Below are 19,899 nucleotides of genomic sequence, written 5' to 3' on the forward strand. Positions count from 1 at the left end.
CCACGGGCTTAGACAATGGTGAACAGCGGCTGGTCGAATTCGACGGGCTGACCGTTCTCGACCAGCACCTGGCCAATGGTGCCGCTGGCTTCGGCTTCGATGTGGTTCATCATCTTCATGGCTTCGACGATGCACAGGATGTCGCCTTTCTTCACCTGCTGGCCGACTTCGACGAAGGCCGGAGTGGTGGGCGAGGAAGCGCGGTAGAAGGTGCCGACCATGGGCGAGCGAGCCACGTTACCGGTCAGTTGCGGAGCGGCGGCTTCGGTAGCAGGCGCGGCAGCGGCCGGAGCGGCAGCCGGAGCGGCGACTGGCGCGGGGGCGGCGGCGTAGACGGTCTGCATGCCCTGGTTGCGGCCGGTGTTGCGGCTGATGCGGACGGACTCTTCGCCTTCGCGGATTTCCAGCTCGTCGATACCGGACTCTTCCAGCAACTCGATCAGTTTCTTGACTTTACGGATGTCCATTGGCGTTGGCTCTCCCCTCGGGTTCAGGTGATGTTCTGGATATTGGGTCGCGCTCAGCCGCGGGCGGCGAGCTGTTCGCAGGCGGCTTCCAGCGCCAGGCGATAGCCACTGGCGCCGAGCCCGCAGATCACACCGACCGCCACATCGGAAAAATAGGAGTGGTGGCGGAAGGCTTCGCGCTTGTGCACGTTCGACAGGTGCACTTCGATGAATGGGATGCTCACCGCGAGCAAGGCGTCACGTAGGGCGACGCTGGTATGGGTGAAGGCAGCCGGATTGATCAGGATGAAATCCACCCCTTCGTCGCGCGCGGTGTGGATGCGTTCGATCAGCAGGTGCTCGGCGTTGCTTTGCAGAGACTGCAGGCGATGCCCCGCCGCAGTGGCGCGGGCTTCGAGGTCGGCGTTGATCTGGGCCAGGGTGGTAGCCCCGTAGACGCCCGGCTCGCGGGTACCCAGCAGATTCAGGTTGGGCCCGTGCAGTACCAGCAGATGCGCCATAGCCACTTGCCTCGCGATTTCGCAACCAGATTGGCCGCGGACTATGCCGCAACCGGAGGTGACTGTCCAGTCGCTAGACGTTTGCCGGAAATGCCCGCACGTTGGGCGAAATTCTTTTAATCGCTGGTGATAAGCCTTTTTGCTTCGTCGAGTCGGGCGAGAAAGCCCGCGGCATCGATTTCGCCGACGATGCGCGCCTTGCCCTGCTCCCGGCCTCTTGCATCGTAGAACAGGATCGCCGGCGGGCCGAACAGGCCGTGCTGCTCCAGCCACTGGCGCTGTTCCCGGGTGCTTTGCGTCATGTCGAAACGGATCAGCGTGAAGTCGCGCAGTTGCGCCTGGATCTCGGGGTTGCCGAAGACTTCGCGCTCGATCAGCTTGCAGCTGATGCACCAGTCGGCATAGACGTCCACCAGCAGCGGTCGCCCGCTACCGAGGCTGCTCGCCAGGGCGGCGGGATCGCTCAGGCTGCGCATGACCTCCGCGCGGGCAGCTACCGCGGGTACCGCGGGTACCGCGGCGTCGCCCAGCGGCCGCAGGGGATCGCTGGCGCCGCGCAGGGCGCCGATGCCGGCCGCTGCGCCATAGACCACCAGGGCCAGGCCCGCCAGTTGCGACAGGCGCTGGCGGGGCGGCTTGGGGACGAATTCCAGGGCGCCGAGGAACAGCCCGACCCCGGCGGCCAGCAGGCCCCAGGCCGCCAGCGCCAGGGGCCCCGGAAGGAGTCGTTCGAGCAGCCACAGGGCGACCGCCAGCAGCAGTACGCCGAACGCATTGCGCATGCCCACCAGCCAGGCGCCGCTGCGGGGCAGCAGGGCGCCACCGCCGGCGGCGATGAGGATCAGCGGGGCGCCCATGCCCAGGCCCAGGGCGAACAGTGCCAGGCCGCCGCCGAGCCAGTCGGCGGTGCTGCTGATATAGAGCAGGAGGCCTGCCAGGGGCGCCGAGACGCAGGGCGAGACGATCAGGCTGGAGAGCACGCCGAGGGTGGCCGCGCCGCCCAGGGAGCCGCCACGGGTGCCGCTGGCGAGCTGTTCCAGGCGCTCGCGCAGGGCCGCCGGCAGGCGCAGTTCGAAGAGGCCGAACATGGCCAGGGCGAACAGCGCGAACAGCGCGGCGAAGGGAACCAGTACCCAGGCCGACTGCAATTGCGCCTGGAGATTGAGACTGGCACCAAAGACGCCCATGAGCGCGCCCAGGGCGGCGAAGCTCAGGGCCATGGGCACCACGTAGGCCAGCGCCAGCAGCAGGCCACGTCCCGGGCGCGCCTTGCCGGCCAGGACCACCGCCGAAACGATGGGCAACATCGGCAGGACGCAGGGGGTGAAGGTCAGTCCCAGGCCGGCGAGGAAGGCCAGCAGGATTCTGTTCCACCCCACCGGTTCGGGGGTGGGGGCGGCGACCGCCTGGCTCGCCGCAGAGGCGGCCGCGGGGCCGGTGATAGCCAGGGTGCGGGTTTCCGGCGGATAGCAGAGCCCGCGATCGGCGCAACCCTGGTAGGTCACCTTGATCTGGCCGCCGCGGTCGGGCGCGAGGGGCAGGGGGATGTCGACGCCGGCATAATAGACCTGGACGTCGCCGAACCACTCATCGTGCTTGGGCTCGCCGGGTGGCAGGGCCACCGGCGCGGTCAGCAGGCCGGGGTCGGCGTCGAAGGCGAAGCGCTGCCGATAGAGGTAATAGCCCTCGGCGATGATGAAGCGCACCTGGGCGCGGCCCTCGGCGTCGCGACGCTGCTCCAGGCGAAAGGCCTGATCCACCGGCAGGAATTGCTGACTGGGACGCTGACCGTCCAGGCCCAGCGCGGCCGTCGGGCGCGGCGCATCGAACAGGCCGGCGGCGGCGGGCAGGGTCAGCAGCAGGGTGAGCAGGAACAGCAGGGCACGCATGGGCTTCTCGGCGATCGGCAGCGGCCGATCATAGCAGAGGCATCCGGTTGGTCTGGCTAGACGTACTGGCGCACGCAATTGCGTCCCGCATGCTTGGCGGCATAGAGGGCTTCGTCCGCCTGCTTGGCCAGCGCGGGCATCTCCTGTCCGGGCTGCAGTTGCGCCACGCCGGCGCTGAAGGTGCAGCTGAGTTCCTTGGGCGGCGCCGGATAGTGGATCTCGGCGAAGCGCTGGCGGATCTCGTCGATCAGGCGAGTGGCGGTGACCAGGTCGGTATCGGGCAGTACGATGGCGAATTCCTCGCCGCCATACCGGCCGATATGGTCGGACTTGCGCAGGCGCTGCTTGAGGAACAGCGCCAGGCTCTTGATCACCCGGTCGCCCATGGGGTGGCCGTAGTGGTCGTTGACCTGCTTGAAGTGGTCGATGTCCAGCATGGCGAAGGTGATCGGCCGCTGGCTGCGCCGCGCGCGGAAGCAGGCGTCTTCCAGCAGCTGCAGGGTGTGGGTGTGGTTGTACAGGCCGGTAAGGCTGTCCTGGACGATGCGCGCCTGCAGGCTGCGTGCCCGGGCGGCACGGGTGCGCACCGTGGCGATCAGGTGGCGTGGCTTGATCGGCTTGGTGAGGAAGTCGTCGCCGCCCTCGCTCATGGCGTCCAGCTGCTTGTCGAGGTCGTCCTCGGCCGACAGATAGATGATGGGCACGCTGACATAGCGCTCGTGCTGGCGGATGACCTTGGCCAGCTCGGTGCCGGTGCACTCGGGCATGTACATGTCGAGGATGATCAGATCGGGCACGAATTCGGCCAGGTGCGCCATCACCGCGCCGGGCTGCATCAGGGTGCGGGTGACGATCCCGGCGCTGTTGAGCGCCATTTCCGTAGCCATGGCCTGGGCGCGGGAGTCGTCCACCACCAGGGCGCGGATCGGATCGTAGTAGACGGTGCGGGTGAGGGTCTCGATCTTTTCCAGCAGCCGCGCCGAATCCAGGGTGCCGGTGTAGAACTCCTGGCCGCCGGCGCGCACCGCGGCCAGGCGGAAGGGGGTGTCGGCTTCCTGGTGGCTGTAGAACAGTACCGGCAGCTTGCGCTCCAGACCACTCTGGGCTTCCAGCGCCAGCTGGATGCCGGCGCCCGCGCCGCCGAAGTCCACGTCCATGACGATGACCGCCGGATGACGGTTGTCCATCATCGCGCGGAAGTCGTCGGCGCCATGGATGATCTGGATGGTGACGCCGAAGTATTCCATCTGCTGCGCCAGACGCTCGGCGCGCTCGCTGTCGAGCAGGGCGATGTAGATCGGCTTGCGCAGCGGCGGCAGGCTGGTGGTCTCCAGCTGGTCGCCCTGGCGCAGCCCGGTGCGCGACAGGCTCTGCATGGCCTGGCTGAGTTCGGTGATGGCCTGGCTGTTGAGGCGACCGCGATTGGCGGTGACCTGGGCCAGGGAGGCACCGATGGCCTCGGCGAGCTCGGCATGACCCTGCTGCTCGAAGCGCTTGGCATATTGCAGCAGGCGCGCGTTGGCGTCGGTCAGCTCGACCAGGCTGCCGGCCGTCCACTCGTCTCGTTGCAGCCGTTGCCAGATCTCCAGCACCTGGCGCGACTGGTGGATGACCCGTTGCGCGAAGTGCAGCTTGAGGCGGTCCCGGCTCGGATCATCTGGTTCGCTCACGAATTGTTCCGTCATTCTTGAGGTGGTGGCCCTATGCTACCAATTGCTGGCTGGCAGGGGAGAGGCGGTACCCTGGTTAGCGGCGGCTATGCCGCTCGCATGGACACTGTCGGTCGCTTCTGGAGTAGCGTCCGTCGCCTGTTACCCTAGTCTCGGAAGCGGCTGCCCAGGTGCGTCGCGCCCGCACCGCCGGCGATGGCGGCGCAACCGGCGTCGCGGGCGGGGGTCCAAGCGCCAACATCTTTGAAATCATTGCAAGGAATTGCCCATGCGGGAGTGGAACTTGAGGTCGGGATGGCTCCGGCTGGTGGCAGTGCTGATCGCGCTCTACCTGCTGGTCACCCTGGCGATAGGCTGGTACTGGAGTCGCGAACCGGATTTCTTCCCGGTGCAGCAGCATGCCCAGGAGGCGGCCGCGGCCAGTGGTCGCAAGCTGGTGCTCGGCTACACCACGGTCGAGACCCTTAAGCAGGTGGCTGGCACCCTGCTGGACAAGCCGGGCGGCTATCTCTCCAACGACATCTTCCCGCCGGGCCTCTGGCTCGACGACATGCCATCCTGGGAATACGGCGTGCTGGTGCAGACCCGCGATCTGGCGCGCGCCCTGCGCAAGGACTTCGCCCGTTCCCAGTCGCAGTCCACCGAGGACGTCGACCTGGCCCAGGCCGAGCCCCGCTTCAACTTCGACAACCACAGCTGGGCCATGCCCTCGTCGGAGTCGGAATACCGCGCCGGCATCGCTTCCCTGGATCGCTACCTGGCGCGCCTGGGGGGCCAGAATACCCAGGGCCAGCCCACCGCCTACTTCTATTCGCGCTCGGACAACCTGCGCAACTGGCTGGGTGACGTCGAGACCCGCCTGGGTTCGCTGTCCCAGCGGCTGTCCGCCAGCGTCGGCCGGGTGCGCCTGGACGCCGAGGTACGGCCGAACCAGGACATCCCCGCCGGCCAGGTGCCGGAGGTGCACGAGCAGCGCGTCGAGACGCCCTGGCTGCAGATCGACAATGTCTTCTACGAGGCCCGCGGTCAGGCCTGGGCGCTGTCGCACATCCTGCGCGCCATCGAGGTGGACTTCGCCGACACCCTGGCCAAGAAGAACGCCACGGTGAACGTGCGCGAGATCATCCGCGAACTGGAAGCGGCGCAGCAGCCGGTCTGGAGTCCGATGATCCTCAACGGCAGCGGCTTCGGCATCCTGGCCAACCATTCGCTGGTGATCGCCAACTACATCTCCCGCGCCAATGCCGCGATCATCGACCTGCGCCAGCTGCTGGAACAGGGCTGATGACGCCGGACGCCCGCGAAGCGGCGCATCGCGCCGCCTCCGACCGGGAACGGGTGGTCTGGGTCGACCGCGACGACCGCATCCAGGGTGAGTTGCCACGGGCAGAATTGCGTGCCCGCGGCCTGATCGGTCGCTGCACCTTCATCCTGCTGTTCAATGACAGCGGCGAGCTCTGCGTTCACCGGCGCACCCTGAGCAAGGCGCTCTACCCGGGCTACTGGGACGTGGCCGCCGGCGGCATGGTGGCGCCGGGCGAGAGCTATGCGCAATCGGCGGCGCGGGAGCTGGCCGAGGAGCTGGGGGTCAGCGGTGTGCCGCTGCGCGAGCACGGCACCTTCTATTTCGAGGAGCCGGGCAATCGCCTCTGGGGCGGGGTGTTCAGCGCCCACTGGAACAACCCGCTGCGGCTGCAGCCGGAAGAGGTACTGGAGGCACGCTTCCTGGCTCCGGCGGCGATTCTCGCCGAGGCTCGTCAGCGGTCCTATTGCCCGGATTCGCTGGAGGCCCTGCGCCTGGCCACCAGCCGGGCGGATGTCGCATCCCTGCCTTAATTTCTCGCATTCGCGCCTTAGCATCCGCGGGCGATGCTGCTACATTGCGCGGCCCCGGACCAGCGCGGCCCGTGCCGGCCGGCGCTGCATCCAAGGTTTCCTCCAGGCGCCCGGCGTCTGAACCAGACTGGGAGGACCGTCCCTTGAGCAAGAAAACCTCGTCGCTGGCGGATCTCAGCCGGCTGGTGTACTCCACCGACGTCGGCCGCATTCGCCCGGAAGAACCCCAGGCATCGGCCCCGGCCGGCGACGGCATCGCCCGCGTCCGGCGCGAGACCAAGGGCCGCGGCGGCAAGACGGTGACCACGGTCAGCGGCGTCCCCCTGGGCGAGGAAGCACTCAAGGACCTGGCCAGCGCGCTTAAGCGCCGCTGCGGCACCGGCGGGGCGCTCAAGGATGGCGTCATCGAGATCCAGGGCGACCATGTCGACCTGCTGCTCGGCGAACTCGAAAAACGCGGCTTCAAGACCAAGCGGTCGGGCGGCTAGGCCAGGCCTTCCAGCCTCTGCGTACAACTTACCGCCCCTGGTGGCGGTCCATCCAAAGCATGATTCCCTACAGGAGATTCCCGCGAATGTCCCCACGACGCACGCGCAAAGATGACGGCAGCCAGTGGACCGTGGCGGACAGCCGCAGCGTCTATGGTATTCGCCACTGGGGTGCCGGCTACTTCGCCATCAGCGATGCCGGCAACGTCGAAGTCCGCCCCCACGGCCCGGACGGCCAGCCGATCGACCTCCATGTGCTGGTCGGTCAGCTACGCGAAGCGGGGCTGTCGCTGCCGCTGCTGGTGCGTTTCCCCGACATTCTCCAGGGCCAGGTGCGCCACCTGACCGGCGCCTTCGATCGCAACATCGAGCGCCTCGACTACCAGGGCCGCTACACCGCCCTCTACCCGATCAAGGTCAACCAGCAGGAAGCGGTGGTGGAAAACATCATCGCCACCCGCGACGTCTCCATCGGTCTGGAAGCCGGCTCCAAGCCGGAGCTGATGGCGGTGCTGGCGCTGGCGCCCAAGGGCGGTACCATCGTCTGCAACGGCTACAAGGACCGTGAATTCATCCGCCTGGCGCTGATGGGCCAGAAACTGGGCCACAGCGTCTTCATCGTCATCGAGAAGGAATCCGAGGTCCCGCTGGTGATCGAGGAGGCGGCCGAGCTCAAGGTCACGCCCCAGGTCGGCCTGCGGGTGCGGCTGTCGTCCCTGGCGTCGAGCAAGTGGGCCGACACTGGTGGCGAGAAGTCCAAGTTCGGTCTCTCCGCTGCCCAGTTGCTGTCGGTGATCGAGCGCTTCCGCGCCGCCGGCCTGGAGCAGGGCGTGCGCCTGCTGCACTTCCACATGGGTTCGCAGATCGCCAACCTGGCCGACTATCGCCAGGGCTTCCGCGAAGCCATCCGCTACTATGCCGAGCTGCGCGCCCTGGGCCTGCCACTGGATCACATCGACGTCGGTGGCGGTCTGGGCGTGGACTACGATGGCACCCATTCGCGCAACGCCAGCTCGATCAACTACGACATGGACGACTACGCCGGTACCGTGGTCGGCATGCTCAAGGAATTCTGCGACCAGCAGGAATTGCCGCATCCGAACATCTTCTCGGAAAGTGGCCGCGCCATGACCGCGCACCACGCCATGCTGGTGATGCAGGTCACCGACGTCGAGCGCCACAACGACAGCGTGCCGGCCAGCGAGCGCTTCGAAGGCAAGGCCGAGGTGGTGCAGTGGCTGGCCGAGCTGCTTGGCGACACCGATCCGGAGATGGTCACCGAGACCTACTGGCGCGCCACCCAGTACGTCAGCGAAGCCGCCGCCCAGTACGCCTCCGGCACCCTGAGCCTGAGCGACAAGGCGCTGGCCGAGCAGTGCTATTTCGCCATCTGCCGCCGCCTCTACAACCAGCTCAAGGCACGCCAGCGCTCCCATCGCCAGGTGCTCGACGAGCTCAATGACAAGCTGGCCGACAAGTACATCTGCAACTTCTCGGTGTTCCAGAGCCTGCCCGACACCTGGGCCATCGACCAGATCCTACCCATCGTCCCCCTGACCCGCCTGGACGAGGAGCCGGTGCGCCGTGCCGTGCTGCAGGACCTGACCTGCGACTCGGACGGCAAGATCAAGCAGTACGTCGACGAGCAGAGCATCGAGACCAGCCTGCCGGTGCACGAGGTGCGCGAAGGCGAAGACTATCTGCTGGCGGTGTTCCTGGTGGGCGCCTATCAGGAGATCCTCGGCGACATGCACAACCTGTTCGGCGACACCGACTCGGTGAACGTCTACCAGGACGCCGACGGCAGCGTTCGCCACGGCGGCATCGAGACCCACGACACCATCGAGGACATGCTCAGGTACGTGCACCTCTCGCCCGAGGAACTGATGACCTACTACCGCGACAAGGTCGCCAGCGCGCGCCTCACCGCGCGCGAACGCACCCAGTTCCTCGATGCCATGCGCCTGGGGCTGACCCGCTCCTCCTATCTCGCCAGTTGACCAAGCGAACCCTTGCGGCCGGGCGGGCTCTATAGCCTTGCCGTCAGGATGAGAGGAGGCAGTTATGAAGGGGCGCATGGCGCTGTTGCTGGTGGGCGGTCTGCTGCTGGCCGGCTGCGGCAAGGTCAATCAGGAAAACTATTCCCGGCTCAAGGCCGGCCAGACCAAGGCCGAGGTGGAGCAGGTCCTGGGTGCACCCACGGAATGCGCGGGCGCCCTGGGCGTTACCACCTGTACTTGGGGCGATCGCGGTTCCTTCATCAGCGTGCAGTATCTCAACGACAAGGTGGCGATGTTCGCCGGGCAGGGTCTGCGATGAAAACCTCTACCAAGATTCTCCTGCTGGTGGGCGCCGCCGGACTGCTCGCGGCCTGCGCCAGCGGTCCGCGCGAAGTCCCGCCGCTCACCGCGGGCAATGTCGATCTGCAGCGTTACCAGGGACAATGGTACGAGGTGGCGCGGCTGCCGATGTTCTTCCAGCGCAAGTGCGCTCAGTCCGACGCCAACTATCACGTCATGGCCGATGGTTCGGTGGCCGTGTTCAATCGCTGCCGCACCCTGAGCGGCAAGGTCCAGGAAGCCACGGGTACCGCCACCCCGATCAAGCCGGGCGTGACCGATCGCCTGGAAGTGCGTTTCGACACCTGGTTCAGTGGCGTGCTGCCCAATGTGGCCAAGGGACCCTACTGGATCCTCTATGTCGATGACGACTACAAGACCGCCTTGGTCGGCAGCCCGGATCGCAAGTACCTCTGGTTGCTGGCGCGCAAGCCCGAGATTTCCGCGGCGCAGAGCGAAAAGCTGCTGCGTATCGCCCGCGAGAAAGGCTACAACCTCAATCGTCTGGTCTGGCGCGAGACCGACGCCCATATGCCCTAGGCCTCAGGAGCAACTCCGTGAAACTCTGGACCGACGCCTTTGCCGATAACGCCTTCATGCCCAAGCGCCACGAATTCGACGTGGCCGATTTCGGTGCCCACGGCGAGAACATCTCGCCCGCCTTGCAGTGGGCCGATCTACCTGCCGATACCAGGAGCCTCGCGCTGACCGTTTACGATCCCGATGCCCCCACCGGTAGCGGTTTCTGGCACTGGGTCGTGGTCAACATCCCGGTCGGCACCCAGGGTCTGGCGGAAGGCGCCGGTCGCGCCGATGGTTCGGGCCTGCCCGCAGGTGCGCTGCAACTGATCAACGACTACGGCACCCGTGGCTTTGGTGGCGCGGCGCCGCCCAAGGGCGACAAGCCGCACCGCTACATCTTCCAGTTGCATGCGCTCAAGGTCGATCAGCTGCCGGTTCCGGCGGACGCCACCAACGCGGTCGGCCGCTTCATGATCCATCTCAACCAGCTGGCTTCGGCGACCTACACCGGTCTCTACGAGATCAAGTGAGGCAAAGGGCGGACGGGCTAGAACTCGTCCGTCGAGGTCGCCAGGCGGATGCCCGCCGCACGCATCTCGGCCAGGAACGCCTCGCCCTGGGCTTCGAAGCCCGGCACCGGATGACTGCAGTCGGTGAGCAGCACCAGGCCCTGGCGTCGTTCCCGCGGCCAGCATTCCAGCAGATCGCGCAGGGTACTGGCTACGCAGTGTGACAGCGCCTCGCCCGCCACCAGCAGGGTGTCGGCGGACAGCAACCGGGCGATCAGTCCGGCGTCCACTGCAGTGCCCGGGTCCGCCGGATCCAGGACCTCGGCGCGCAGGGCCGAATAATGTTCGGTGTGGGGATTGCCGCCCTTGGCGATGAATTCCACCAGGCGTCCCTGCTGCCGTCCCCAGCCATTGAGCGCCTGGTGCACGTCCTGCTGTACCCCATGACCCCAGCCACCCACCAGGCAGTGCTCCGGCCAGATCACCAGGCGATAGCGACCACCGGCTTCCAGGGCCTGCACATAGGCCAGCGCACTGGTGCGCTCGGCCGGATCGCGGGTCTGCCAGCGACCGCTGGCCACGTCGTCCGCGCTGATCTGGGTGAAGGGCGCCGGCGGCCGGCCCTGGGCATCCTGCCAGCCGTGCGGATGAGCGATGTGCAGCGGCTGGTGGGAATCCAGGGTCACCCGGACCGCGGAGAGCCGGGCACCCAGGCGTTCGATCAGGGCGGCGACACGCTGCAGCCCGGCCACCGCGCCGGGCACCGGCAGGGCCGCCCCCGGCAGGTCGCAGAAATCGTTTTGCGGATCGATCAGCAGCAATTGCAGCTTGGCATGGGACATGGCGATCTCCTTGGCGACGGGCTGTCGATGGTGCGGGCGCCGCTGGACGCGAGGCAAGCCCGGGCAGCGTGGAAACCCGGTAAGGTGCAGGTCTATGATGAAGGGGCCGACCCTGCCCCGCGGAGCGCGATATGCTGAATCTGTACCCGGAAATCAAGCCTTACGCCCGCCACGAGCTGGCCGTCGAAGCCCCCCATGTGCTCTATGCCGACGAGAGTGGCTCGCCCGACGGTCTGCCGGTGCTGTTCATCCATGGCGGACCCGGCTCCGGATGCGATCGCCTGAGCCGGCGCTTCTTCGATCCCAATCTCTATCGCATCGTCACCTTCGATCAGCGCGGCTGCGGTCGTTCCACCCCCTATGCCAGCCTGGAGAACAACACCACCTGGCACCTGGTCGAGGACATCGAGCGCCTGCGCGAGCACCTGGGCATCGAGCAATGGGTGCTGTTCGGCGGCTCCTGGGGCTCTACCCTGGCGCTGGCCTATGCCCAGCGCCATCCCGAGCGGGTCAAGGCCATGGTCCTGCGCGGCATCTTTCTCTGCCGCCCGGTGGATCTGCACTGGTTCTACCAGGAGGGCGCCAGTCGGCTCTTTCCCGACTTCTGGCAGGACTATCTGCATCCCATCGCCGAGGAAGAACGCGGCAATCTCATCCAGGCCTACTATCGCCGCCTGACCGGTCCGGACGAACTGGCGCAGATGTCCGCCGCTCGCGCCTGGTCATGCTGGGAGGGCCGTACGGTAACCCTGAGGCCCAATCCCGACGTGCTGGAAAAGTTCAGCGAGCATGCCCTGGCCATCGCCCGTATCGAATGCCACTACTTCATCAACGATGCCTTTCTCGAACCCGACCAGCTCTTGCGCGACATGCCCAGGATCGCCCATATCCCGGCGGTGATCGTGCACGGCCGCTATGACATGGTCTGCCCCCTGGACAATGCCTGGGCCCTGCACCACGGCTGGCCGGGCAGCGAATTGCAGATCATCCGCGATGCCGGTCATGCGGCCAGCGAGCCCGGTATCTGCGACGCCCTGGTGCGGGCGACCGACCAGATCGCCCGTGAGCTGCTCGATCTGCCCCAGGAGGCCGAGTGAAGGCGCTGCTGCAAAGGGTCATCCGCGCCAGCGTCGAGGTGGAGGGAGAGACGGTCGGCGCCATAGGCCCGGGTCTGCTGGTCTTCGTCGGCATCGAACCCGCGGATGACAAAGCGGCCTGTGCTCGGATGCTCAAGCGGCTGCTGGAGTACCGGATATTCGCCGACGGCGAACAGCGCATGAATCTGTCCCTGCAGGATGTCGGCGGCGGTCTGCTGCTGGTCTCCCAGTTCACCCTGGCTGCCGATACCCGCAGCGGACGGCGGCCGAGCTTTTCCACCGCCGCGCCCCCGGCCCAGGGCGAACGGCTGTTCGGTCACCTGGTAGGCCTCGCCCGTGACCTCCAGCCCGAGGTCCAGACCGGTCGTTTCGGTGCCGACATGCAGGTTTCCCTGGTCAACGACGGACCGGTGACATTTTTATTGTCGATTTAGTGAGGGCGCCCCTTACAGCGCCCTGCCAAGTGTCTATGATTGCGCAGTTCGAGTTTGAACGGTCGTCCAACTGGGGAATCATTGACCCCCGAGGGAGTCGGACCACTGCCTATCCGTTTCGCGACCACCCGTCGCCGAACGTATTCGTACGCTGATTTAGGAGGCTGCGTGTTATCTCATTCCAAAGTTAAGCCGGGCAAGCAGGGCTTCGCCCTGATCGGGCTCTCCGTCGCACTGGGTCTGTTCAGTGCCCAGGCCCTGGCCTTCAGCCTGGACGACGTGGCCGCCAAGGCCAAAGAACTCTCCGGGCAGAAATTCGTCGCCCCCAAGAGCAACCTGCCCGCATCCTTCAGCGGCATGAAGTATGCCGACTATCAGCAGATCACCTTCAATCAGGACAAGGCCTACTGGAAGGATGCCAAGACGCCCTTCCGGCTGAATTTCTATCACGAGGGCATGCACTACAGCGTGCCGGTGAAGATCAACGAGGTCACCGCCAACAATGTCGAAGAGATCAAATACGATCCCTCGATGTTCAACTTCGGCAATCTGCAGATCGATCAGGCCCAGCTCAAGGATCTCGGCTTCGCTGGATTCAAGGTGCTCTATCCGCTGAACAAGGCGGACAAGCATGACGAGCTGATGACCATGCTCGGCGCCAGCTATTTCCGCGTGATCGGCAAGAACCAGGTCTATGGCCTGTCCGCCCGTGGTCTGGCCATCGACACCGCCCTGCCGTCCGGCGAGGAATTCCCGCGCTTCACCGAGTTCTGGGTCGAACAGCCCCAGTCGGATCGTCGCAACCTGGTGATCTATGCGCTGCTCGATTCGCCGCGGGCCACCGGTGCCTATCGCTTCGTGCTGACGCCTGGCAAGGACAGCACCGTCGACGTCGAAGCCAAGGTGTTCCTGCGCGACAACGTCAACAAGCTTGGCATCGCGCCGCTGACCAGCATGTACCTGTTCGGCCCCAACCAGCCGAGCGCCCAGGTCAACTATCGTCCGGCCCTGCACGACTCCAACGGCCTGGCGATCCACGCCGGCAACGGCGAGTGGCTGTGGCGTCCGCTGAACAACCCGCGTCGGCTCTCGGTCAGCACCTACACCATCGAGAATCCGCGTGGTTTCGGTCTGCTGCAGCGCGGCCACGAGTTCTACAAGTACCAGGATCTGGACGAGCGCTACGACAAGCGTCCCAGTGGCTGGGTCGAGCCCAAGGGCGACTGGGGCAAGGGGCATGTCGAACTGGTGGAAATCCCCACCCCGGACGAGACCAACGACAACATCGTGGCCTTCTGGACGCCGGACACCCTGCCGGAGAAGGGCCAGCCGATCGATGTCAGCTATCGCCTGCACTTCACCACCGACGAACCCAACCTGCACACCAAGGACCTGGCCTGGGTCGCTCAGACCCGCCTGTCCACCGGCGATGTGCGGCAGTCCAACCTGGTCCGTCAGACCGATGGCAGCCTGGCCTACATCATCGATTTCGAAGGGCCGAATCTCGACGATCTGCCCGAGGATTCGCAGGTCGGCTCCCAGGTCAGCCTGGACGCCAACGGTGAACTGGTCGAGAACTCTGTGCGCTACAACCCGGTTACCAAGGGCTATCGCCTGACCCTGAGACTCAAGGTCAAGGATCAGACCAAACCGGTGGAAATGCGCGCCAACCTCGCCCAGGGTGACAAACCGCTCAGCGAAACCTGGACTTACCAGCTACCTGCCAATGAATAACACCACCCGCGATACCTCGGTCGCCGCCACTGGCGACTACCTCGAACACCTGCCGTTGCCCACCGGGCAGCGGCAGGCGCTGGACCAGACGGCCGACGTAGAGTCGCTGCACCGGCAACTGGCCGGTGCCCGCGGCGAGGGCGCCCAGGGCGCCGACGCGGTGATCGCTTCCACCGAGGCGCGCCTGGCCGCCGGTTGGGACGAGACGCTGGACGATGGCGAGCTGCTGGGCAGCGATGCCCAGGGGCGTGTCTTCATCAAGGCCACCCCGCCCATGACCCGCTCCATGATGGTGCCCGATCCCTGGCGCACCAATCCCGTGGCGCGGAGCTGGAAGCGTCTGCTCGGCCGCAAGGACCATAGTCGCTGGCAGCCCGATCCCGAAGCCGATGCCCATGCGCACTGGCGCAAGGTGGGTTCCTTCCGGCGCTTCATCCTGCTCATCCTGATGCTGGTGCAGACCGGCATCGCCACCTGGTACATGAAGGCGGTGCTGCCCTATCAGGGCTGGGCGCTGGTCGATCTCAGCGAGGTCTACCGCCAGGGCTGGGGCGAGTCCATTCGCCAGGTACTGCCCTATGTAGTGCAGACCAGCATCCTGCTGCTCTTCGCCCTGCTGTTCTGCTGGGTCTCCGCCGGCTTCTGGACCGCCCTGATGGGCTTCTGGCAACTGCTCAGCGGACGTGACAAGTACAGCATCTCGGCCAGCTCCACCGGCACCGAGCCGATCGATCCCCAGTCGCGTACCGCCCTGGTGATGCCCATTGCCAACGAAGACGTGCCGCGGGTCTTTGCCGGTCTGCGCGCGACCTACGAGTCGGTCCGCGCCAGCGGCGAGCTGGAGCACTTCGACTTCTTCATCCTCAGCGACAGCAACGACCCCGACAAATGCGTGGCCGAAGAGAAGGCCTGGCTGGAGCTGTGCCGCGAGGTCGGCGGCTTCGGCCACATCTTCTATCGTCGCCGCCGGCGTCGGGTGAAGCGCAAGAGCGGCAACATCGACGACTTCTGCCGTCGTTGGGGCAGTCAGTACAAGTACATGGTGGTGCTCGACGCCGACAGCGTGATGAGTGGCGAATGCCTGTCCAGTCTGGTCCGGCTGATGGAAGCCAATCCCCGTGCCGGCATCATCCAGACCGCGCCCAAGGCGTCCGGCATGGATACTCTGTACGCGCGTCTGCAGCAGTTTGCCACCCGGGTGTACGGACCGCTGTTCACCGCCGGTCTGCACTTCTGGCAACTCGGTGAATCCCACTACTGGGGTCACAACGCCATCATCCGGGTCAAGCCGTTCATCGACCATTGCGCCCTGGCGCCGCTGCCGGGCACGGGTTCGTTCGCCGGTGCGATTCTCTCCCACGACTTCGTCGAAGCCGCACTGATGCGGCGCTCCGGCTGGGGCGTGTGGATCGCCTATGACCTGCCGGGCAGCTACGAAGAACTGCCGCCCAACCTGCTGGACGAACTCAAGCGTGACCGCCGCTGGTGCCATGGCAACCTGATGAACTTCCGGCTGTTCCTGGTCAAGGGCATGCACCCGGTGCACCGCGCGGTGTTCCTCACCGGGGTGATGTCCTACCTGTCGGCGCCGCTGTGGTTCCTCTTCCTGGTGTTGTCCACGGCGCTGCTGGCGATCCACAAGCTGCTGGAACCCCAGTACTTCTTCCAGCCTCGCCAGCTGTTCCCGGTCTGGCCCCAGTGGCATCCGGAGCAGGCCATAGCCCTGTTCTCCACCACCCTCATCCTGCTGTTCCTGCCCAAGCTGCTCAGCGTGGTGCTGATCATCGCCAAGGGCGCGAAGGAATTCGGCGGTGGGTTGCGGCTGTTCCTCTCCATGATGCTGGAAATGCTCTTCTCGGTGCTGCTGGCACCGGTGCGGATGCTCTTCCACACGGTGTTCGTGACGGCCGCCTTCCTCGGCTGGTCGGTGCAGTGGAATTCGCCCCAGCGTGACGACAACGACACGCCCTGGAGCGAAGCCTTCCGCCGCCATGGCTCGCAGATGCTGCTCGGCCTGATCTGGACCGCCGGGGTGGCCTGGCTGGACCCGCGCTTCCTCTGGTGGCTGTCGCCCATTGTGGTGTCGCTGATCCTGTCGGCGCCGGTGTCGGTGATCTCCAGCCGGACCAACCTGGGGCTTGGCAGTCGCCGGCATCATCTGTTCCTGATCCCGGAAGAGTACGCACCGCCGCGCGAGCTGGTGGCGACCGACGAGTACCTGCACCTGAACAATCGCAACGCCCTGACCAAGGGCTTCCTGCGCGCCACTGTCGATCCGGTGCTCAATGCCCTGGCCATCGGCATGGCCCGTGGTCGCCATGGCAAGGTGGTGGAGCCGGCACGCCGGCTGCGCGAAGAGCGGGTGGCGCGGGTGCTGGCCGCCGGCCCCGAAAAGACCAAGGGCGACGACCAGTGGCGTCTGCTCAGCGATCCGGACGGCATGGCGCAACTGCACCTGCAGGTCTGGAAGGCCGAAGAGCACCGCAATTGGCGGGAGGCCTATGCCACCCTGCGGCCACGCTCCCACAGCGATTCGGCCGCGGATGCCACAGCCAGTCCGGCCAGCATGACCCCGCGGCCCGCCTCCTGAGGAGGCGCTCCGCCCACGAAAAAGCCCCGGTGTCGCGAGACACCGGGGCTTTTTCTTGTCCGTGATCAGGCTAGAACAGGCGGGCGAGGAGGGCGGGTACGGCGTTCTCGACGCGCAGGATGCGTTCACCGAGCTGCACGGGCGCCAGGCCCGCTTCCTGCAGCTTCTCGACCTCGTAGGGTATCCAGCCGCCCTCGGGGCCTATCGCCAGCGTCACGGGCTCGTCGAGGGCACGCGGGCAGGCGGGATAGATGCCCGGATGCCCGACCAGGCCACGGGTGCCGGCGGCGAGTGCGGGCAGGCGATCCTCGACGAAGGGCTTGAATCTCTTTTCGATCAGCACCTCCGGCAGCACCGTGTCCCGGGCCTGCTCCAGCCCGAGGCGCAGTTGCTCCTCGATGGCCTCGGGCGCCAGGAACGGCGTCTGCCAGAAGCTCTTTTCCACCCGATAGCTGTTGAGCAGTACCAGCCGTGCGACGCCCATGGCGGACACGGTCTGCAACACCCGGCGCAGCATCTTGGGGCGGGGCAGGGCCAGCAGCAGGGTGAGCGGCAGCTTGGCCGGTGGCCGCTGATCGAGGGTGACGTTCAGGCAGGCCTGGCCGGCATCGAGGGACTCGATATGGCCGGTACCCATCAGGCCGTTCAGCAGGCCAACGCGCATCCGGTCGCCGGCGGCCGCCTGGTGGACCTCGCGCAGATGGGCGAGACGGCGCGGATCGCGCAGCACGACCCGGTCAGCGGCCGTGAAGTCGGCCGCCTCGAGCAGGATCAGGTTCACGGGCGTTCAGCGGGCGGCTGGGCGTCGGGACTGGCATCTTCGTCGCTGAGCGGGCGCTCGCGCTTCTGCACGAAGCGACCGAACAGCAGGCCGATCTCGAACAGCAGCCACATGGGCACGGCCAGCATGGTCTGGGAGAAGACATCCGGCGGGGTCAGGATCATGCCGACCACGAAGCAGCCGATGATGACGTAGGGGCGGATCTTCTTCAGATAGGCGACGTCGACCACACCGATCCAGATCAGCAGCACGGTGGCCACCGGAATCTCGAAGGCCACGCCAAAGGCGAAGAACAGCGTCAGGATGAAATCCAGGTAGGCATTTAGATCCGGCATCATCACGGCGCCTTCCGGCGTGATGCTGCTGAAGAAGTGGAAGATGATCGGGAACACCAGGAAGTAGGCGAAGGCCATGCCGGCATAGAACAGCACGATGCTGGAGATCAGCAGCGGGATGGCGACCTTCTTCTCGTGGCGATAAAGACCCGGCGCGATAAAACCCCAGACCTGGTGCAGGATCACCGGCATGGCGATGAACAGCGACACCACCAGGGTCAGCTTGAAGGGGGCGAGGAAGGGCGAGGTGACGTCCGTGGAGATCATGGTCGCGCCTTCGGGAAGGACGCGGCGGATCGGCTCGGAAGCGAAGGCATAGATCTTCTGGGCGAAGTAGAACAGGCCGAGGAAGATCAGAAAGGTCGCCAGCACGCATCTGAGGATACGGGTGCGCAATTCGGTGAGGTGCGAGACCAGGGGCATTTCCTGGTCATCGTGTTCGGAGGGCTTGTCGCTCATGGTGCTCTTGGCGGCGTCTGGGGCGGATCCTGCGGGCGTTCGGCAACCACGTCCTGGGGCATGGGCGGAGCAGCGGCGGTGGGCGGTGTCTGGGCTTCCGGCGTGGAAGCGGCAGGCTTGGGCCGGTTGTCGCGCTGTTCCATGGACAGGATATGCTCGTTGCGCAATTGCTGGCGAATTTCGTCAGCACCGATCTCGCGCTCCACTTCCTGGCGGATGCTGTTGAAGCTGCGCCTCAGGCGACCGATCCACAGCCCCGCGGTGCGTGCGGCACCCGGCAGGCGTTCCGGGCCCAGCACCAGCAGGGCGACGAACCCCACCAGCATCATTTCGGGAAAGCTGATTCCGAACATGGCGGGGCCTTAGTCCTTGCGCACCACCGGCTCTTCGACCTTGCGATGCTCGGCGTCGAAGGTCTGGGGGCGATTCAGGGGAGCGTTGGGGTTGGCCGTGCTGGTGGTCGGCGACGGCTGTTCGGCCTTGTCGTCCTCGTCGGTATGCATGGCCTTGCGAAAGCCCTTGATGGCCTCGCCCACGTCGGAGCCCAGATGCTTCAGGCGTTTGGTGCCAAAGACGATCACCACGACGAGCAGGATGACGATCCAGTGTTTCCAGTCGAAGATACCCATGGTCTTTCCTCGTTGCGAAGCTTGGGGTCAGGATTGAGTGCGGGCGGCCTTTTCGGCGTGCCCGGAGAGGCCGAAACGACGATCCAGTTCGTCCAGCACGGCCTGGGGATGCTGGCCGAGGGCCGAGAGCATGATCAGGCTGTGGAACCAGAGGTCGGCGGTCTCGTAGATGACGTCGTCGTACTGCTGGCTGATGGCGGCGTCTTTCGCCGCGAGAATGGTCTCGACGCTTTCTTCGCCGACCTTTTCCAGGATCTTGTTCAGGCCCTTGTGATAGAGGCTGGCCACATAGGAGGAATCCGGGGCGGCCTGCTTGCGTTCTTCCAGCACCTGCGCCAGACGCGCGAGGGTGTCAGTCATGGCCGTGCCCTCCGGCATAGATGGCTTGGGGATCCTTGACCACCGGGTCGACGGTCGTCCACTCGCCATCGCGCAGCACGCGATAGAAGCAGCTCTCCCGACCGGTGTGGCAGGCGATGCCGCCAAGTTGCTCCACCTGCAGCACCACCACGTCGGCGTCGCAATCCAGGCGCAGTTCGATGACGCGCTGTACGTGACCGGACTCCTCGCCCTTGCGCCACAAGCGATTGCGCGAGCGCGACCAGTAGACCGCACGGCCTTCGGCGGCGGTCAGGGCCAGGGATTCGCGGTTCATCCAGGCCATCATCAGGATGCGCCCCGAGGTGGGGTCCTGGGCGATGGCCGGTACCAGGCCGTCGCTGTTCCAGTGGATCTCGTCTAACCAGTCGCTCATGAGTCTGTTCAATACTATGAATTA

Annotated in this window: 22 protein-coding genes; 11 read left to right on the forward strand and 11 right to left on the reverse strand. The window is 65.9% G+C overall.

The genetic code is table 11. From position 1 onward, the window contains the following. Positions 1-8: 8 nt before the first annotated feature. From accB to QE393_RS00470, 4 genes are all read right to left on the reverse strand, one after another. Positions 9-467 (reverse strand): acetyl-CoA carboxylase biotin carboxyl carrier protein, encoded by a 459-nt coding sequence (gene accB / locus QE393_RS00455; protein WP_183633753.1) that lies wholly within the window; start codon positions 465-467, stop codon positions 9-11. A 53-nt stretch (positions 468-520) separates the two neighbouring features. Beyond that, positions 521-967 carry a type II 3-dehydroquinate dehydratase gene (aroQ, locus tag QE393_RS00460; protein ID WP_273810220.1) on the reverse strand — a complete coding sequence of 149 codons (447 nt, stop codon included), beginning with the start codon at positions 965-967 and terminating at the stop codon, positions 521-523. A gap of 116 nt (positions 968-1,083) precedes the next feature. After that, positions 1,084-2,856: a protein-disulfide reductase DsbD gene (dsbD, locus tag QE393_RS00465; RefSeq protein WP_310041592.1), complete on the reverse strand. Its 1,773-nt coding sequence runs from the start codon at positions 2,854-2,856 to the stop codon at positions 1,084-1,086. A 56-nt stretch (positions 2,857-2,912) separates the two neighbouring features. Beyond that, positions 2,913-4,526, reverse strand: coding sequence for a PleD family two-component system response regulator (locus QE393_RS00470; protein WP_273810215.1), 1,614 nt, complete (start codon positions 4,524-4,526; stop codon positions 2,913-2,915). A 268-nt stretch (positions 4,527-4,794) separates the two neighbouring features. Between QE393_RS00470 and QE393_RS00475 the strand changes: the two genes are divergently transcribed. The 7 genes from QE393_RS00475 to QE393_RS00505 all read left to right on the forward strand — a co-directional run bounded on the left by QE393_RS00475 (position 4,795) and on the right by QE393_RS00505 (position 10,241). Further along, positions 4,795-5,811 carry a DUF2333 family protein gene (locus tag QE393_RS00475; protein WP_158890967.1) on the forward strand — a complete coding sequence of 339 codons (1,017 nt, stop codon included), beginning with the start codon at positions 4,795-4,797 and terminating at the stop codon, positions 5,809-5,811. After that, the gene (locus QE393_RS00480) at positions 5,811-6,362 is read left to right on the forward strand and encodes an NUDIX hydrolase (protein WP_273810214.1); all 552 of its coding nucleotides are present in this window, start codon (positions 5,811-5,813) and stop codon (positions 6,360-6,362) included. Before QE393_RS00475 ends, QE393_RS00480 begins: the two co-directional genes overlap by 1 nt. A gap of 143 nt (positions 6,363-6,505) precedes the next feature. Beyond that, positions 6,506-6,850 carry a translation initiation factor Sui1 gene (locus tag QE393_RS00485; protein WP_273810213.1) on the forward strand — a complete coding sequence of 115 codons (345 nt, stop codon included), beginning with the start codon at positions 6,506-6,508 and terminating at the stop codon, positions 6,848-6,850. 86 nt (positions 6,851-6,936) lie between these two features. Continuing rightward, positions 6,937-8,850 (forward strand): arginine decarboxylase, encoded by a 1,914-nt coding sequence (gene speA, locus QE393_RS00490; RefSeq protein WP_133861519.1) that lies wholly within the window; start codon positions 6,937-6,939, stop codon positions 8,848-8,850. 64 nt (positions 8,851-8,914) lie between these two features. Further along, the gene (locus QE393_RS00495) at positions 8,915-9,169 is read left to right on the forward strand and encodes a hypothetical protein (RefSeq protein ID WP_133861518.1); all 255 of its coding nucleotides are present in this window, start codon (positions 8,915-8,917) and stop codon (positions 9,167-9,169) included. Further along, positions 9,166-9,729, forward strand: a complete 564-nt coding sequence (locus QE393_RS00500) for a lipocalin family protein (RefSeq protein WP_208693824.1) — start codon at positions 9,166-9,168, stop codon at positions 9,727-9,729. Before QE393_RS00495 ends, QE393_RS00500 begins: the two co-directional genes overlap by 4 nt. Positions 9,730-9,746: 17 nt before the next feature. Further along, positions 9,747-10,241, forward strand: a complete 495-nt coding sequence (locus QE393_RS00505) for a YbhB/YbcL family Raf kinase inhibitor-like protein (RefSeq protein WP_273810208.1) — start codon at positions 9,747-9,749, stop codon at positions 10,239-10,241. A gap of 17 nt (positions 10,242-10,258) precedes the next feature. Here QE393_RS00505 and QE393_RS00510 read toward each other — a convergent pair whose 3' ends face one another. Next, the gene (locus QE393_RS00510; RefSeq protein WP_310041596.1) at positions 10,259-11,062 is read right to left on the reverse strand and encodes a hypothetical protein; all 804 of its coding nucleotides are present in this window, start codon (positions 11,060-11,062) and stop codon (positions 10,259-10,261) included. A gap of 131 nt (positions 11,063-11,193) precedes the next feature. Between QE393_RS00510 and pip the strand changes: the two genes are divergently transcribed. The 4 genes from pip to mdoH all read left to right on the forward strand — a co-directional run bounded on the left by pip (position 11,194) and on the right by mdoH (position 16,917). Next, positions 11,194-12,159, forward strand: coding sequence for a prolyl aminopeptidase (gene pip, locus QE393_RS00515; RefSeq protein WP_310041598.1), 966 nt, complete (start codon positions 11,194-11,196; stop codon positions 12,157-12,159). Further along, positions 12,156-12,593 (forward strand): D-aminoacyl-tRNA deacylase, encoded by a 438-nt coding sequence (gene dtd / locus QE393_RS00520; protein WP_310041601.1) that lies wholly within the window; start codon positions 12,156-12,158, stop codon positions 12,591-12,593. The genes pip and dtd overlap by 4 nt, the downstream gene beginning before the upstream one ends. A gap of 213 nt (positions 12,594-12,806) precedes the next feature. Then, positions 12,807-14,327, forward strand: a complete 1,521-nt coding sequence (locus tag QE393_RS00525; RefSeq protein WP_178121676.1) for a glucan biosynthesis protein G — start codon at positions 12,807-12,809, stop codon at positions 14,325-14,327. After that, positions 14,320-16,917: a glucans biosynthesis glucosyltransferase MdoH gene (mdoH, locus tag QE393_RS00530; protein WP_273810203.1), complete on the forward strand. Its 2,598-nt coding sequence runs from the start codon at positions 14,320-14,322 to the stop codon at positions 16,915-16,917. The genes QE393_RS00525 and mdoH overlap by 8 nt, the downstream gene beginning before the upstream one ends. Before the next feature lie 70 nt (positions 16,918-16,987). Here the strand turns inward: mdoH and QE393_RS00535 are convergent, their stop codons facing one another. Genes QE393_RS00535 through hisI form a run of 6 tightly spaced genes read right to left on the reverse strand, consistent with a single transcriptional unit; the run spans position 16,988 to position 19,875 of the window. Beyond that, positions 16,988-17,698 (reverse strand): 16S rRNA (uracil(1498)-N(3))-methyltransferase, encoded by a 711-nt coding sequence (locus tag QE393_RS00535; protein ID WP_310041602.1) that lies wholly within the window; start codon positions 17,696-17,698, stop codon positions 16,988-16,990. Then, positions 17,695-18,492 carry a twin-arginine translocase subunit TatC gene (gene tatC / locus QE393_RS00540; RefSeq protein WP_273810199.1) on the reverse strand — a complete coding sequence of 266 codons (798 nt, stop codon included), beginning with the start codon at positions 18,490-18,492 and terminating at the stop codon, positions 17,695-17,697. Before tatC ends, QE393_RS00535 begins: the two co-directional genes overlap by 4 nt. Continuing rightward, positions 18,489-18,845 carry a Sec-independent protein translocase protein TatB gene (gene tatB / locus QE393_RS00545; RefSeq protein ID WP_273810198.1) on the reverse strand — a complete coding sequence of 119 codons (357 nt, stop codon included), beginning with the start codon at positions 18,843-18,845 and terminating at the stop codon, positions 18,489-18,491. Before tatB ends, tatC begins: the two co-directional genes overlap by 4 nt. Before the next feature lie 9 nt (positions 18,846-18,854). After that, positions 18,855-19,121 (reverse strand): twin-arginine translocase TatA/TatE family subunit, encoded by a 267-nt coding sequence (locus QE393_RS00550; RefSeq protein ID WP_273810196.1) that lies wholly within the window; start codon positions 19,119-19,121, stop codon positions 18,855-18,857. Between the two features lie 27 nt (positions 19,122-19,148). Continuing rightward, on the reverse strand, positions 19,149-19,481 hold the full coding sequence (locus QE393_RS00555) for a phosphoribosyl-ATP diphosphatase (RefSeq protein WP_007161606.1): 333 nt from the start codon (positions 19,479-19,481) through the stop codon (positions 19,149-19,151). Next, positions 19,474-19,875 carry a phosphoribosyl-AMP cyclohydrolase gene (hisI, locus tag QE393_RS00560; RefSeq protein WP_133861506.1) on the reverse strand — a complete coding sequence of 134 codons (402 nt, stop codon included), beginning with the start codon at positions 19,873-19,875 and terminating at the stop codon, positions 19,474-19,476. The genes QE393_RS00555 and hisI overlap by 8 nt, the downstream gene beginning before the upstream one ends. Between the last annotated feature and the right edge of the window lie 24 nt (positions 19,876-19,899).

The sequence above is a fragment of the Pseudomonas sp. SORGH_AS_0211 genome (assembly GCF_031453455.1).
In the GTDB taxonomy this organism is placed as follows: domain Bacteria; phylum Pseudomonadota; class Gammaproteobacteria; order Pseudomonadales; family Pseudomonadaceae; genus Chryseomonas; species Chryseomonas aestiva.

Coding starts and splice junctions, on each gene's coding strand:
- accB (WP_183633753.1), bottom strand. CDS start 467: ATGGACATCCGTAAAGTCAAGAAACTGATCGAGTTGCTGGAAGAGTCC.
- aroQ (WP_273810220.1), bottom strand. CDS start 967: ATGGCGCATCTGCTGGTACTGCACGGGCCCAACCTGAATCTGCTGGGT.
- dsbD (WP_310041592.1), bottom strand. CDS start 2,856: ATGCGTGCCCTGCTGTTCCTGCTCACCCTGCTGCTGACCCTGCCCGCC.
- QE393_RS00475 (WP_158890967.1), top strand. CDS start 4,795: ATGCGGGAGTGGAACTTGAGGTCGGGATGGCTCCGGCTGGTGGCAGTG.
- QE393_RS00480 (WP_273810214.1), top strand. CDS start 5,811: ATGACGCCGGACGCCCGCGAAGCGGCGCATCGCGCCGCCTCCGACCGG.
- speA (WP_133861519.1), top strand. CDS start 6,937: ATGTCCCCACGACGCACGCGCAAAGATGACGGCAGCCAGTGGACCGTG.
- QE393_RS00495 (WP_133861518.1), top strand. CDS start 8,915: ATGAAGGGGCGCATGGCGCTGTTGCTGGTGGGCGGTCTGCTGCTGGCC.
- QE393_RS00500 (WP_208693824.1), top strand. CDS start 9,166: ATGAAAACCTCTACCAAGATTCTCCTGCTGGTGGGCGCCGCCGGACTG.
- QE393_RS00510 (WP_310041596.1), bottom strand. CDS start 11,062: ATGTCCCATGCCAAGCTGCAATTGCTGCTGATCGATCCGCAAAACGAT.
- pip (WP_310041598.1), top strand. CDS start 11,194: ATGCTGAATCTGTACCCGGAAATCAAGCCTTACGCCCGCCACGAGCTG.
- mdoH (WP_273810203.1), top strand. CDS start 14,320: ATGAATAACACCACCCGCGATACCTCGGTCGCCGCCACTGGCGACTAC.
- tatC (WP_273810199.1), bottom strand. CDS start 18,492: ATGAGCGACAAGCCCTCCGAACACGATGACCAGGAAATGCCCCTGGTC.
- tatB (WP_273810198.1), bottom strand. CDS start 18,845: ATGTTCGGAATCAGCTTTCCCGAAATGATGCTGGTGGGGTTCGTCGCC.
- QE393_RS00550 (WP_273810196.1), bottom strand. CDS start 19,121: ATGGGTATCTTCGACTGGAAACACTGGATCGTCATCCTGCTCGTCGTG.
- QE393_RS00555 (WP_007161606.1), bottom strand. CDS start 19,481: ATGACTGACACCCTCGCGCGTCTGGCGCAGGTGCTGGAAGAACGCAAG.
- hisI (WP_133861506.1), bottom strand. CDS start 19,875: ATGAGCGACTGGTTAGACGAGATCCACTGGAACAGCGACGGCCTGGTA.